At 60.7% G+C, this 14,210-nt stretch carries 14 protein-coding genes; 2 read left to right on the plus strand and 12 right to left on the minus strand.

Annotated elements, in window-relative coordinates; translation table 11 throughout:
* Window positions 1-281 precede the first annotated feature (281 nt).
* The 6 genes from AC0Z8Z_RS00320 to AC0Z8Z_RS00345 all read right to left on the minus strand — a co-directional run bounded on the left by AC0Z8Z_RS00320 (window position 282) and on the right by AC0Z8Z_RS00345 (window position 7,366).
* Complete coding sequence (locus AC0Z8Z_RS00320; protein WP_485617319.1) at window positions 282-1,601, minus strand: MFS transporter; 1,320 nt, start codon at window positions 1,599-1,601, stop codon at window positions 282-284.
* Window positions 1,602-1,716: 115 nt separating this feature from the next.
* On the minus strand, window positions 1,717-3,888 hold the full coding sequence (locus AC0Z8Z_RS00325; RefSeq protein ID WP_485617321.1) for a TonB-dependent siderophore receptor: 2,172 nt from the start codon (window positions 3,886-3,888) through the stop codon (window positions 1,717-1,719).
* Window positions 3,889-4,033: 145 nt separating this feature from the next.
* Window positions 4,034-5,299: a type II toxin-antitoxin system HipA family toxin gene (locus AC0Z8Z_RS00330; RefSeq protein ID WP_485617322.1), complete on the minus strand. Its 1,266-nt coding sequence runs from the start codon at window positions 5,297-5,299 to the stop codon at window positions 4,034-4,036.
* Window positions 5,299-5,634, minus strand: a complete 336-nt coding sequence (locus AC0Z8Z_RS00335; protein WP_485617324.1) for a helix-turn-helix transcriptional regulator — start codon at window positions 5,632-5,634, stop codon at window positions 5,299-5,301. Before AC0Z8Z_RS00335 ends, AC0Z8Z_RS00330 begins: the two co-directional genes overlap by 1 nt.
* 168 nt (window positions 5,635-5,802) lie before the next feature.
* A complete protein-coding gene (locus AC0Z8Z_RS00340) occupies window positions 5,803-6,984 on the minus strand; it encodes a PQQ-dependent sugar dehydrogenase (protein ID WP_485617325.1) in 1,182 nt (393 codons plus the stop codon).
* Between the two features lie 40 nt (window positions 6,985-7,024).
* Complete coding sequence (locus AC0Z8Z_RS00345) at window positions 7,025-7,366, minus strand: hypothetical protein (protein WP_205487288.1); 342 nt, start codon at window positions 7,364-7,366, stop codon at window positions 7,025-7,027.
* Between the two features lie 260 nt (window positions 7,367-7,626).
* Between AC0Z8Z_RS00345 and AC0Z8Z_RS00350 the strand changes: the two genes are divergently transcribed.
* Window positions 7,627-8,463 carry an AraC family ligand binding domain-containing protein gene (locus AC0Z8Z_RS00350; protein ID WP_485617327.1) on the plus strand — a complete coding sequence of 279 codons (837 nt, stop codon included), beginning with the start codon at window positions 7,627-7,629 and terminating at the stop codon, window positions 8,461-8,463.
* A 54-nt stretch (window positions 8,464-8,517) separates the two neighbouring features.
* Window positions 8,518-9,120, plus strand: coding sequence for a LysE family translocator (locus AC0Z8Z_RS00355; protein ID WP_122622283.1), 603 nt, complete (start codon window positions 8,518-8,520; stop codon window positions 9,118-9,120).
* Window positions 9,121-9,621: 501 nt separating this feature from the next.
* Here the strand turns inward: AC0Z8Z_RS00355 and AC0Z8Z_RS00360 are convergent.
* From AC0Z8Z_RS00360 to AC0Z8Z_RS00385, 6 genes are all read right to left on the minus strand, one after another.
* Entirely contained in the window at window positions 9,622-10,059 is a 438-nt protein-coding gene (locus tag AC0Z8Z_RS00360; RefSeq protein ID WP_172609363.1) for a nucleoside deaminase, read from the minus strand.
* 60 nt (window positions 10,060-10,119) lie between these two features.
* Window positions 10,120-10,638, minus strand: a complete 519-nt coding sequence (locus AC0Z8Z_RS00365) for a hypothetical protein (RefSeq protein ID WP_485617330.1) — start codon at window positions 10,636-10,638, stop codon at window positions 10,120-10,122.
* A gap of 239 nt (window positions 10,639-10,877) precedes the next feature.
* Window positions 10,878-11,414: a GNAT family N-acetyltransferase gene (locus tag AC0Z8Z_RS00370; protein WP_485617332.1), complete on the minus strand. Its 537-nt coding sequence runs from the start codon at window positions 11,412-11,414 to the stop codon at window positions 10,878-10,880.
* Window positions 11,415-11,691: 277 nt separating this feature from the next.
* Complete coding sequence (locus tag AC0Z8Z_RS00375) at window positions 11,692-12,705, minus strand: ABC transporter substrate-binding protein (RefSeq protein WP_485617333.1); 1,014 nt, start codon at window positions 12,703-12,705, stop codon at window positions 11,692-11,694.
* 73 nt (window positions 12,706-12,778) lie between these two features.
* The gene (locus AC0Z8Z_RS00380) at window positions 12,779-13,288 is read right to left on the minus strand and encodes a sigma-70 family RNA polymerase sigma factor (RefSeq protein WP_172609367.1); all 510 of its coding nucleotides are present in this window, start codon (window positions 13,286-13,288) and stop codon (window positions 12,779-12,781) included.
* Window positions 13,289-13,405: 117 nt separating this feature from the next.
* On the minus strand, window positions 13,406-14,185 hold the full coding sequence (locus AC0Z8Z_RS00385; RefSeq protein ID WP_485617334.1) for a phosphate/phosphite/phosphonate ABC transporter substrate-binding protein: 780 nt from the start codon (window positions 14,183-14,185) through the stop codon (window positions 13,406-13,408).
* Between the last annotated feature and the right edge of the window lie 25 nt (window positions 14,186-14,210).

Consider the following 14,210-nt stretch of genomic DNA (forward strand, 5'->3'; position numbering starts at 1 on the left):
AAGCCCGGTTAATAACCGAACAATAACAAGTAAACTTTCCTACAGATATTTGCGAAGCATCCCTACTCAACCACGCAGACAAACTATTCGAACACGACCCCAGTAAAGGCCGTGTGGATATATAAAAGCGGGTCAGTTGTATAGACAGGGACAATAAACGCTGCAAATGATAATTACAATCATCTGTTACAAATCAGAGGATCAATCTCGTTTGGAATGGCACGGATTTGAAATCCGCACCACTGACTCGACACGGGCGCCATTGCGACGCCCCTACCCTCTCAATTCCCAGCTCGCGCTACCCGCGGATCATCGACCTGCATGCCCTTGCGCAGGCCAAAGAACATGGCCGTCACCAGACCGACCGCGCCCATGATCACGCAATAACCGACGCACACCCACGGACTCCAGGGCATCAAGGCGATCAGCGCCAGCGGCGTGGTGCTTGCCCACAGGGCGTAGCTGATGTTGTAGGTCAACGAGATGCCGGAGACGCGAATGTTCGCCGGGAACAGTCCGACCATGACCGAAGGCACGACGCCGACAATGCCACAGGCCAGGCCGGCCAACGCGTAAGCGATGCTCAACGGCAACCAGTGACTGACCAGACTGGCGTAAAGCACGCCGACGCCGACGGGCAGCAACAGGCTGTAAAGCACTACGCCACGCCAGGCGCCAATGCGATCGACCAGCATCCCGGCCAACACGCAGCCGATGTTCAAGAAAACGATGCCGACGCTGCTCAGGGCGAACGTGTCGCTGGGACTCATGCCGAAGCGCTGCTGCATCACCGTAGGCGTGATGACCACCAGCGTCACGACAGCGGACGTCAGCACGCAGGTCAGCAACGCCGCCGGCAGCAGAGATTGCCGGTGCTGGCGTAGGACAGCGCGCAGCGGCAGTTCAGTCATGCCCTCGCGTTGGGCATGCATCGCCATGAACACCGGCGTTTCGCTCAGCCAGCGTCGCAGCCACACGCCGATAACGCCGAACACGCCGCCCATCAGAAACGGGATGCGCCAGGCGTAATCGAGGATTTCCGCGTGGCTGAACACTTTCGCCAGCCAGGTCGCGGTCAGCGCACCGATCAGGTAACCGAAGGTCAGTCCGGCTTGCAGAACACCCAGCGCATAACCGCGATGGCCTTTCGGCGCGTGCTCGGCGACGAACACCCAGGCGCTCGGCACTTCGCCGCCGACGGCCGCCCCCTGAAGAATGCGCAGCGCCAGCAGAACCAGCGGTGCCCAGTAGCCGATGTCGGCATAGGTCGGCATCACGCCGATCAGCAGACAGGGCAACGCGATCATCAAAATGCTGAGGCTGAAGACGCGCTTGCGACCCAGTTTGTCGGCAAAGTGCGCCATCAGAATCCCGCCCAACGGGCGCGCCAGGTAGCCGGTGACGAAGATGCCGAAGCTTTGCAGCAGGCGAAGCCACTCGGGCATTTCCGGCGGGAAGAACAGCTGACTGAGCGTCAGGGCGAAAAACACGAAAATAATGAAATCGTAAATTTCCAGCGCCCCCCCCAATGCCGCCAGGCCAAGGGTTTTGTAGTCTCCCCGGCTGATGGGTTGTGGGCGCGGTCGAAGAATGGCTGTCATGAAAGACCCCAAATCACAGGTTGAAACGCACGCGGGTGCGACAAAGGCGCGCAGGATAACAAAGCTGACGGCTTGCGGGCGGATCGCTGACGGCTGACGCGTTTCAGCGACTGATTTAAAAATTCACCGTCGCCGAAACCCGAGCCGTACGCGGTGCGCCGAGGAACAGGTAATCGTCCCCCAGGTATTCGCCCGCGTCGCGCCAGTAGCGCTTGTCGAAGAGGTTGTCGACGGTCAGGCGCAAGACCGTGTCGTAGCCCTCGATTTTGGTGCTGTAGCGGCTACCCGCGTTAAACACAGCGTAGTCATCCACTTTCACCGAGCCTTCGCGGTTGGCGTATTTGCTGGCGCTGTATTGCACGCCGCCCAACAGCGCCAGCCCTTGAATCGGCAGCGCGTAATCGGCTGAGAGGCTGCCGCGGAATTTGGGCACGTTGATCGCCTGATGATCCTCATACGCCGCGGTGCCGCTGTCTTCCACCCGTGCGCGAATGGCCGCGACGCTGGCCGACACCTGCAACTGCGAGGTCACGTAGCCGTTGGCGCTCAGCTCGACGCCGGTGTTTTTCTGCTGGCCTTGCTGGACGAAGGTCAGGCTGCCATCGTCCTGGGGTTTCGAATATTGATAGGCCTGGCGGGTTTGAAACACCGCTGCGGTGAAGCTCATGCGGCGCCAGTCGTATTTGACCCCGGCTTCCAATTGACGAGAGATCGTCGGCGCGAGGATTTCCCCGACATTGCTGTCGAACACCGACGCCTTGCCGCCCAAGGACAACCCTTTGCTGTAACTGGTGTACAGCGAAACGTTGTCAATGGGTTTGTAGATCAGCGCGGCCTGGGGCAGGAAGATCCAGCGCTCGGTGTGACGGTTGTCGCTGCCGTCCTCGTTGTAGGCCTTTTCATCGAGCTTCACTTCACGCCCGCCGATCACTGTCTGCCAATGCTCGTTGAAGCTGATGCGGTCGGTGGCGAAGAGTCCGTACTGGCGGCTGTCCAGGCGCCGTTCAGTGTGGCCCACGGAAAGGTCCGACGGCGCGAAGGTGTCCGGCGTTTCGTTGATATTGCCGGAGCCGACGTATTCGCTGAAATACGGCCGGGTGTCGACCGTGCGCCGGAACGCGCTGCTGCCGAAGGTCAGCTCGTGCTTGAGCCAGCCGGTGTCGAAGAGGCCGGTCATCGACGCTTCGACTTCATCGTTGCGCCGCGTGTCGTCCGGGCTGCGGAAGTCGTAGATATCGTAGCCGCCGCTCGGCGTAAAGTGCCCGGTCAGAGGCTCGGCAGGACAGTCGCTCTGGTAATAGCAGCCGTAGGCGAAAGCGCTGTAATCGTCGATGACCACGCGGCTGCGTGACGCGCTGAGACTGGCTTTCCAGTCGTCGCTGAGGCGGTATTCGTAGCGGCCGGTCATGTTCAGCGAGTCGATGCCCACCGGGTTCGAACCGCTTTGATAGCCCAGCAATTTGCGCGGTGAAGCGTCATGGGGCAGCTCGGTGCCGCCCAGCAGTTGATAGCCCGGCACTGAGCGCTGTTCTTTGGTCTGGTATTCGACGTCGAGCTGCAGGGTGGACTGGTCGTTGATGTTCCAGTCGAAGGCCAGCGAGGCGAAATCCCGTTGGCCATTGGCGTGTTCGACGTAAGAGCGGATGTCTTCGTGGGCGACGTTAGCGCGCAGGCCGAATTGCTTCTCGCTGCCGAACCAGCCGCCGACGTCCGTGGCGATGTAGCGCTCGCCGTGCTCGTTGGTCGAGACAGTCACCGAGCGCACGTCTTCCGGGCGCTTGGTCTTGTAATTGATCACGCCCGCAGGCTCCGACACGCCGCTCTGCAGGCCCGACAGCCCCTTAAGCAGCTCGACCTGTTCCTTGTTTTCCAGCGCCACATTCTGCTCGCCGGTGATGCTCCGCCCGTTGATGCGGTAGCTGTTGGCCGCATTGAGCGAGAAACCGCGCACGACGAAATTCTCGTAATAGCCCACCGGCGCATAGCTGTCGCCCACCGACGCGTCGTTGCGCAGGACATCGCTGAGCAGCTTGGCCTGCTGGTCCTTCAGCCGCTCGGCGGTGAACACCGATATCGACGCCGGCGTATCGCGCAGCGGCGCTTCGCTGAACCCGCCAACCGACGCGCCACTCGCCTGATAAATCGACTCCTGCTCCCCGGTCACGCGCAACGCATCCAGCGTCACCGGCTCAGCTTCCTGGGCTGCCAGCCATGGCGAAGCGAAAGCGATACTCAGCGGCAACAGCCGACGGGTGAAACCGGCAGCGGGGCGGGACGAGGTGATCATCGGCGGGTGAATTCCTGGTGATGGGCAGTCGGGCGACGGGAAACGCAGGCCAGTTCGGCGGCGCTTCTTTTACGTTCTGCGCGGGATTTTTACAACCGGGATTTATGTTAAGTGCAGGGATAAACGTGAAGTAGATCGCCAAGAATCATCCGATGCGGAAGTCTTGATGCAGATCTTTCCAGTGCGCCCGCAAGGCGTCCTTCTGCGCGTCTGGCATGGGGCTATTTTCAAGCGCACCGGGCCACAGGGTGCGTGCGCTGTCGATGGTCGCTCTCAAGTTGTAAAGGACCGGTCGCCATGGAATGTCGCCGTACTCAGCCCATTTCTTGAAGTGCTCGAGTGACATGCCATACCAGCTTCTGGCCTTGGCCATATTCAAGGCGGGCTTGGTTTCGTCGGCAATATAGGCCTTGGTCGTGACAATGTCATAGGCCGGTGAAAGCTCGGCGTTTAGGCCGTCGCGATAAATCATGCTCCAGTTCTTCAGATGTGCATCGCCATTGCCGAGTAGCACATTGACCAACAGCCGCCTCGCCATCTGTGTCGCATCACGCTGCGCGTAGAGAGAGCTCCTATACACCAACTTTCCAATCTGGTCAGCGCTGGCTTTGCGGTATTTATCATGTGCGTAGGCGAAGAATATCTGCGCGAAATCCTCGGCATGCACTCGCACGTTTTCTGGCAGACGGTCGAAACGACGTATGCCGTAAGCGAGCGTTTCGTTGGGCAGGTTTATATTTGGCAGCGCTTCGATGTCAGCCATCGGGATCAGTCTGATCTCGGGAATATCCACACCGGCGAGCGCTGCCAGTGTCATCGCCGTGTATTCATTGAGCGGCACAAACGGGTGGATGGTCGAGGGCGTCTTAATGATCCAGTCCCCAGGCGCATCGGGATCACCGGTGATGTACCGCCCGTCTCTGTCACGCATGGAAAATTTCATCTGCACGCCAGCCAGTGAGAAATGCGCCTGGCTGTCTGGGATGTCGATGACGGTCGGGTCGATTTTCCCACGGTGCTGCAACGCAAGGCCGGGGATGTCTGCAGCGTCCATTCGCTCTGCCACCAAAGCGCCCGGCAAGTCGCGGCCCAGCCAGGTGAGCAGTGGAAACTCGTTATCGCGGTGGACCTTCATCGCTTGCGAGAGAAAGTCGCGCAGCGCTCCTTCCGGCAGGAGGTTGCTCAACACCGGATGCAGTTTATGGGCAGTGACGTAGGGATGCCGTTTGGCCAATTGCTGAGCAAATGCCCTAGGGTCAGTGTGGGACAGCGTCAGCGGAAGTCGGGCTTGATTCTCGATGTACTCGGGCGCCAGCGTGAAGACGTTTTTGCCATTGGAGTACCCCGCAACGTACCCCACACGCTCGCCCTGAAGGGTCAGCTGCAAAGCCGCAACCGTTTCATCAGCCATCAGAGATCACCCCACGGACTCTCGTCGGCCTCGTGGACGGAAAGCTCCTGACCTGAAGATTCATTCGCCGGCACCGCGTATGGACGGTCACTGTCGTGCGCTGCTTCGCTGTCGAGAATTCGTTGCACGGCGGCAAGCTTTGCCTTGGGTACGAGGAGCAAAGCGGCATCGAGCCCTTCCGCAATCTGGTCGAGGGTCGTCAATCGCGGGTTCCCGCCAGCTTCGATCTTGCCGTACTGCTGACGTGTCAGGCCCGCACGCAGAGGCATCTGCTGTATCTGCAGGCCTAGCGCGAGGCGTCTTTTTCGGATTTGGTCCAGCAGGGTGGTTTTCATGAGGCCTCACTGTCGAGCAGTGAGTATGTAACGTATATGGCTCAGGTCAAGTCGACAGAGTCGTATATGGCTCATTGCTAGGAGAATGAGCCATATAAATTACATTCAATAGTAAGGAGCCATATTCGGCTCATTAAAATAGAAATGAGCTGCATAGATTACATAAGCCTACTGCTCCACCTTCAGACCCACCTTCAACAATTTCCCGTTGTCCTCATCCGTCAGCACATACACGTACCCATCCGGCCCCTGGCGCACATCGCGGATGCGGGACTTGAGCTCACCGAGCAAACGCTCTTCGTGGACCACCTTGTCGTCCTTGAGCTCCAGACGAATCAGCTCGTCGGACGCCAGCGCACCGATGAAGACGTTGTGGTCCCACGCTTTGAATGTGCTTGAGTCGTAGAACGCCATACCGCTGATGCCTGGGGACTTCTCCCACACATGGAAGGGGTTTTTCACGCCCTCGACGATCTTGCCCTTGGACTCGGAGATCGGCTCGCCGCTGTAGTCGATGCCGAAGGTCGAAATCGGCCAGCCGTAATTGGCGGCGCGTTCAATGATGTTGATTTCGTCGCCACCACGCGGGCCGTGCTCGTTGGTCCACAGCGTGCCGGTCCAGGGGTTGAGTGCGGCGCCCTGTTGGTTACGGTGACCGTAGCTCCAGATTTCCGGGCGCACGTTCTTCTGGCCGACAAAGGGGTTGTCCTTGGGCACGGTGCCGTCGGGGTACAGGCGCACGACCTTGCCCTGCAGTTTGTCGAGATCCTGAGCCGTGGCTTTGTCGTTGTTTTCGCCCAGCGCGATGAACATATAGCCGTCGCGATCAAAGACGATGCGCGAGCCGAAATGGTTGCCCACCGACAGTTTCGGCTGCTGCTGGAAGATGCGCGTAAAGCCTTCCAGCTTAGTCATGTCCTCCGAGAGCCTTGCGCGCCCCGCCGCCGTGCCGCCAGTTTTACCATCGCTCGCGGCCTCGGAGTAGGTCAGGTAGACCATGCGGTCCTTGACGAAATCCGGCGACAACTCGACGTCCAGCAAACCGCCCTGCCCCTGCACCCAGACCTTCGGCACGCCGGAGATCGGCGCCGACAACTTGCCGTCAGGCGTCACCCGACGCAGGTTGCCCGTGCGCTCGGTGACCAGCATGCCTTGGGCGTTCGGCAGAAACGCAACCGCCCACGGATGCTGCAAACCGCCGACGACCTCATCGACGGTCAGCGTGCCGTTCTCGCTCTGGTAGGTCGCGGCAGTGGCCTGGACGGAGAAGCCCAATAACGCGGAGGCACAGAGGGTCGCTAGCAGGGTTTTGCGGAGGGCGAGCTTATGAAAAGGGGTAGCGCGCAACATAGGCAATTCCTTCTGAAATGGAAGAGAGGCTGGCAGGGTTTCAGTTGCTGCGGCGGTCGGTGTCCCCGGAAGGTCGAGAGGGTTGTTGCCGGGTTGGGTAACCGTTGCCGATGCCACCGTTTTCAAGGGTGGGCGGACGTGGCTGAGTCGGTCCGAGATTCGGGCCACCGACACGGGGTGCGATGGACTCGGTGCCCTGACGGCTGTTGGGGTTGGCGCGGCGCACGGCGCCGTTGTCGGGAACGTTGATCGAGCGGCTCGGGTAACCGGCGGCCGCCAGAAGCGGCGGCGAGTGCGCGGTGTGATCATCGGCCTGTGCCAGCCCGGCCGACAGGAGCCCGCCGAGCAGGACGACGGCAAGGCGTCGCGGAAAAGGGTTCATCATTTACCTTCTGTGGGATGGGAAACGATTCCGGTCTTTGATGGCGATCGAGCGCGTAGGTTCGCGCTGTCACGGTGGATGAGCAACGTGTAGGACCTTTCGCTTTGTAACAAGAGTAGTCGGCGACCCGCAGGACCTTGACGTGCGCCGACACTTCGTCGCCCGCTGCACGATTCTTCCAGACCTGCCGTAAGCGGCGCGGTAACGTATTTAGGATTGACCGACCGCCTATCAAAACCAGCCCTTTCAGAGGCACCGCGATGTCCGACCGCAACTGGATCGAGCTCAAGCAGGACGCCACGTCCGGCATCGAGACCGTGCGTGCGCATTTCGAGGGCCATGCCTACGATCCGCACTGGCACGACAGTTATCTGGTGGGCATCACCGAACAGGGTCTGCAGCAATTCAATTGCCGTCGACAGCAGCACAACAGCACGCCGGGCAAAGTGTTTCTGCTCGAACCGGGCGACATCCACGACGGCACCGCCCCGGAAGCGGGCGGCTTCACCTACCGCACGTTGTACCTGGACCCGCGCTGGCTGGACCGGGAATTGCGCGCGCAGTTTGAAGAAGCGCCGGACAACGCCCAACTGAGCTTCGCGGCGACGCTGGCGGAAGACCCGCGCCTGGCCATCGCCACCGCCAACGCCTTCGAAGCGATGCACCACGATGAACTGCGCATCGTCCGCCAGACCGCGCTGGATCACCTGCTCGCCAACCTGACCAGCCACCTGCGCTGGCGCACCCTGATCACGCCCGATCCGCGCCTGCCACTGGTGGCCCAGCGAGCGCGTGATTATCTGCACAGCCACTTGCATCAGGACATCGGTCTGGATGATCTGGCCCATGTGACCGGCGTGGACCGTTTCCGCCTGAGTCGCGCGTTCAAGGCCGCGTTCGGCCTGGCGCCCCATGCCTATCTGATCCAGCTGCGCCTGACCCGCGCCCGGCACCTGCTGGCGCGGGGCGAGGCGCCTGTCAGCGTCGCGGCGGCCTTGGGTTTTGCCGACCAAAGCCATCTGGGCCGCTGGTTCCAGCGCGCCTATCGCATGACCCCCGCAGACTACCGCCGACGCTGCTCAAACGTTCCAGACTGACCGCCGACTGCGCGCCGATCATTGCTCCACGATCAATGACCGCCGAGTGGCCTTATGCAAACCCTCCTGCCCTTCCTGCTGTTCGCCTTCGTCGCTTCCATCACGCCCGGCCCGACGAACATTCTGGTGCTGACCAACAGCTCGCGCTACGGCCTGCTGCGGACGCTACCCATCGTACTGGGCGCCTGTGCCGGCGCGGCATTACTGGTGCTGATGGTCGGCACCGGGCTGGGGGATGTGCTGGCCCGTCATCAACAGGTACAAACGCTGATGTCATGGGTCGGCATCGGCTGGTTGACCTGGCTGGCGTGGCAGATCTTCAGCGCGCCCGCCGAAGCAGTCGACCCAACGCAAACCCGCAGCGGTCCGAGCCTGGGCCTGTGGGGCGCGGCGAGCCTGCAACTGGTCAACCCGAAAACCTGGATGATGGCGCTGGCCGTGGTCAGCGTCTTTGCGGGCACCGACGCCGACCGCATGCTGAGGGTGATGTGGCTGTCGCTGGCGTTCTTCCTGGTGTCGATCCCGTGCATGAGCGCCTGGGCCTGGCTGGGCGTCAGCGCCGCGAAATTCTGCCGCTCAGCGAACAGCATGAAGCGCTTCAATCAGGTGATGGCGGTGCTGTTGCTGGTGTCGGCGTGGCTGACGTTGGTGGTGTGAATCGCGGGCGGGGCCTGGAGGCATTCGATGGATCTGCCTACGCACAAACCATGGGAGTGACCGGGGTGGCATTCCACCTTTCTCACGAAAGCGGTCTGCCTGGGCTACCCCTTCTCGCCTGACCCACCGCATTCGTGAGCAAGCTCACTCCCACAAGTTTTCTGCACGGGTCGAGATCTCATGTCAGCCACAGTCTTGTGGGAGCGAGCTTGCTCGCGAAGGCATTCTGTCAGCCGGCCTGAATGGTGCTGACCCACCGCATTCGTCAGCAAGCTGACTCCCACAGGTTCTGCGCCTGACGCTGAAACACCGGGCAGCGCAGATCTGTGTGGCCTGACCTTGGAGTACCGCGCAACGAATATCTCTTGTGGGAGTGAGCTTGCTCACGAAAAGGTCAGCACAGCCGCTGCTTCTCTAGCGCCTGAAACACCAAGCTCGCTCCCACATGGACGGTGTTTACTGTGAGACAGAACGGCGTCAGGACGCCGGGGAGTACGCTGACTACTCGCCGATGTCCTCATTCCACAGCTCAGGCTTGTCCGCGATGAACTGCTTCATCAGTCCGACGCAGGTCTCGTCGTGCAGCACATCCACCTCCACGCCACGGGACTTGAGCAATTCTTCCTCACCCATAAACGTCTCATGTTCGCCGACGATGATTTTGCGGATGCCGTACAGCAGGATCGCGCCGCTGCACATCGCGCAGGGCGACAAGGTCGTGTAGAGCGTGGCTTCGCGGTAAACGCGGGCGGGCTGGCGGCCGGCGTTTTCGAAGGCGTCCATTTCGCCGTGCTTGATGGCGCTGCCTTCCTGGACGCGACGATTGTGGCCACGGCCGATGATCTTGCCGTCGTGGACGATGACCGAGCCGATCGGAATACCGCCTTCGTCCAGGCCCTTCTGCGCCTCATCAATGGCCGCTTGCATGAACGGGTCCATGGTCTCTCCTTTCCTTTGTGACGGGGGGATGATCGAAAAAACGCTTCTAAAAACGCGCGCTCAAGGCTTGGCTTTTTTCAGCGCGTTGTCCAGCGCGGTGGACACGTAAACCTTGAGAAGCTCACTGGAGCGGTCCTTCATGTCAGCGCCGACATCGCGCTGCTTGTTGCGGAATTTGTTGGCCACATCCGGCGCCGGGTCCGCAGCGTCCAGCGCTTTCAGCTCTTCGGGGCTGAAGGATGCGGCGTAGGCGGCCGCGAGGTTGCGGTCCCATTCCTGCTGATACTGCGGCTGCAGGCTTTGCAACTCGTCCTGCACGATTTCCTGGGCCTTGGTGCGGCCGACGGTCTCAACAATCGTGGCGAAGGTTACTGTGTGGGAAGCGACCTGATAACCCAGCCAGCCCAGACTCTCGCCCAGATGCCGATCCTGTACGAAGGTCAGCGCGGAATCCCCGGCCACAGGTGCGGGTGCGGTTTCGCCGGCCAATGTCACGTTATGCAGGGCCATCACGCCCAACAGCGTTAGCCCGAGTGACGCCTTCATCATCGTCAACGCTGTCGATCTGCAATATCCCATGTCCTCTCCCGGCGACTTTTTATCGGTGATCAACGCTTTGATTGTCTGCTGGACGCTAACAGTTGAGGGGCGAGATATCCATCGGTGAGCGATTTGCGGCCGAGCAATGGGTACCTTGTGGGACCGGCTTTAGCCGGGAAGAGGCCAGTGTGTACACGATGAGTTCTGCATTGCGCCGCCTGACGTCTTCCCGGCTGAAGCCGGTCCTACAGGGATCTTGGTTAAACCGGACACTTACATTAGACGACAGAGGCCCATTGCTGCGCGGTCATGCGGTAAATCCTCACGCCCTGTCGGTGATACTGGCTGTGGACGAACCCGCCGAAACCGAGTTTTTTGATCACATTGACCGACGCGAGATTAGTCGGCTGGACAATGGCGATCAGCGATGACAAGCCCAGCTGTTCAAAGCCGTAAGACATCGCGCTGCGGGCTGCTTCGGTGCCCAGGCCTTTCCCCCAGAACCCGGTCGCGAGCCGGTAACCAATCTCGACCTCGTCCTTCTCATCCACACGCTCGGCATTGAGACCGCAGAAGCCAGCCAGGGTTGATGTGGATTGCTCCACCACCGCCCAGGGACCAAAACCGCGCTCACGGTAGGACATCCGGCACCAGTCAATGAACTCGCCCGTCGCTTTTTCCGATAACACCCCCGCTACCGAATGGCGCATCACTTCGGCATCGCCCAGAATTTGCGCCAGCGCCGGAGTGTCGTCTGGGGTGAGCTCGCGCAGGATCAGGCGTTCGGTATGCAGGGGAAGGAATAGAGGGTTCATGATCGCGGGCTCGCGAGAGGATCGTTACACGCCTTGAGCTTGGCGCACGGCGAGCATCGTCGCCAGTCAGGGTTGTCGGTCGCGGTAATGGTTGCGTGGGGGGGGTAATGTACACGCGATCACTGTAGGAGTGAGCTTGCTCGCGAAGACGTCAGTACAGCCCGTGGAGATTCAGCGAATGTTCCGTCCTCTTCGCGAGCAAGCTCACTCCTACAGGAAAGGGTTGCCTGTGGGACAAGCGGCAACCCCCTTGCCCCACAGTTTGAGGAGAAAGCGCTTACAGGCCCGCCTTCACCTTGCTGGCAACCTCGGCCGGCACCCAGGCGGTCCAGACCTCCGGGTGATCCTTCAGGAAGCTTTTCGCCACGACGTTCGGTTCCTGGCGCTTTTCGCTCATCTCGCCCAACGTCTTGTTCAGTTGGTCGATGGGCAGGTCCACCTTCTCGAAGAAGCTCACCAGATCCGGGTACTGCTGACGGAACGGTTCTGACACGCCGATGGCCAAGTGGGCAGCGAGGGAGCTGGAGCCGATGGGGTTGGGATTGCTGGCGTCGGATAGGGTTTTCCACGCGGCTTCGTTGAATGGCGGCTCTTCCAGCTTGATCAGCTTGAAGCGACCCAGCAGCGGCGTCGGCGACCAGTAGTAGAACAACACCGGCTTGCCGCGACGGATGGACGATGCGATTTCAGCATCCAGGGCAGCGCCGGAACCGGTACGGAAGTTCACATAGCTGTCGTTGAGCTTGTAGGCCTTGAGTTTCTGGGTGTTGACGATTTCCGACGTCCAGCCAGTCGGGCTGTTGAGGAAGCGGCCCTTGTCCGGGGATTCCGGGTCCTTGAACACGTCCTTGTATTTGGGCAGGTCGGATACCGATTTCAGGTCCGGCGCCAGCGGTTTGATGCCGCGCTCGGGGTCGCCCTTGATCACGAACTCCGGCACCCACCAGCCTTCTGTCGCGCCTTTGACGATGTTGCCCAGGCCGTGGACCTTGCCCTCGGCCTCGGCCTTGACCCACGCCGGGCTGCGACCGGCCCACTCTTCGCCGATCACCTGAATGTCGTTCTTGGCCAGCGCCGCTTCCAGACTCACCGTGCTGCCGGGCAGTGTGTCGGTGGGATAGCCGTAGCCTTTTTCCACGATGGTGCGCAGGATTTCGGTGATCAGGCTGCCGCTCTCCCACGTGATGTCACCGAAATGAATCGGCGCGGTCTTTTCTGCGCCGTACGCCGAGCCCGTCAGGGCAGCCAGTGCCAGCAGCGAGCCGCCCAGCAGTTTTTTGATTGGTGTCATGGATGTCTCTCGTCGCTCGGGGATGGGAGAAGCTCAATCGGTTTGGCACAGTTGGCCGGGCACAGCACACGCTTTATTCCAGACAAGCGCGGCGGCAACAGGTTTCAGCCTGATCCATGTAGTCGCTCACCGAACGCCGGGAAATGCCCAGCTGCGCGGCAATTTCAGGATAGGTCAGCCCGCCGCGGCGCGAGAGCACAAAGGTTGATTTGATCTTTGCAGGCAGGCGGTCAAGGCGTCGATCCAGGCGGTCAAGGATTTGCAGCGTGGCGGCGTGGCTTTCCGCCGACGCGAATGGGGTCTCTGCCTCTTGGGCCAGGCTTTCCAGATAGTCGCGCTCCTGATCACGCCGCCGCCAGCGCTCATACACCAGCCGCTGGGCGATGGTGGTCAGCAGCGCGCGCGGGTCGCGAATTGGCACAACGTTGGGCGAGGCCAGCAATTGCAGAAAGGTTTCGGAGGCGACGTCTTCGGCGCTCTGCTCGGAGTCCAGCATCCGACGCAAGCGCAGACATAGCCACGCGTGGTGCTGCACAAACAGTTCGCTGAGGTATTGGCGATGCACAACGTCGGCGCCAGCCATAAGACATCCCCTGCCCTGAAATTTTTATCATCGGGACTTTCCGAGAGGCCATGCTAGCAAGCGCGGTTATGCAGTAAAAATATTTAAAAGTGATTCTTATAGACGATCAGGGAATAACTAAAGCGAAGCGAGCCCGCGCGCTATTGCCTGCTGCTGGTAATCGAGCAGCACCTGGTAATCCTCGACGCTAGCGGGCAACACCTTGCTGACCGCCAACACGTGGGCGACATCGGGGAGTTCGATCAGCGCCTGATTCATCCCCGCGCGAATGACATCAGCATCGGCACCGAGCCGCGTGATATAGGGCAGGCACGGCCCCTCCGCCGTACGAGCAATCACCTTCAAACCGGCGACTTCCTCGCTGCCGTCGCGGGCCAGATAGTCGAAGGTCACGCTGTCGATGGCGGCCAGATCGCCATCCCCCGCCTTGATCGCGGCAAGACTGTTGCGATGACCACCGGTGAGCGTGACATCAGCAAAAAACACCCCATTCTGTTGAAGCGGCGCGAGGGCGTGGCGGAACAGGTTCATGCCGGAATTGGAATCCCGCGAATTCAGCAGGCCATGACTGCCTCTGAACTCGACGAGCTCCTGACGCGGATCGTCCTCACGGGCGACCATCAGGCTGCAATGGCTTCCATCGGCGCTGTGGGGCAACTGATAAACAGGCCGCCCGACCACCTGAACCTTGCCCTGTAATTCCGTCATCAGGGGATAACCGCAGGTTTGGGCCAGCAGCAAGTGCGGCGACAGCCACAGCGTTTTCAGATCCAGAGCCTGCGCATCGAGACGCTCCACGCCAAGGATTTCCAGTGTTCGTTTCAGCCACTGCTCTTGCGCCTGCTGAACGCGCGGCGGCGCGACGTACATCAACAGTTCGGCGAAGCCTTGGGGCATGTTCGGTGTTCCTCATCAGACCTGG

The organism is Pseudomonas sp. 1L-C-7-B-C1 (assembly GCF_057291635.1).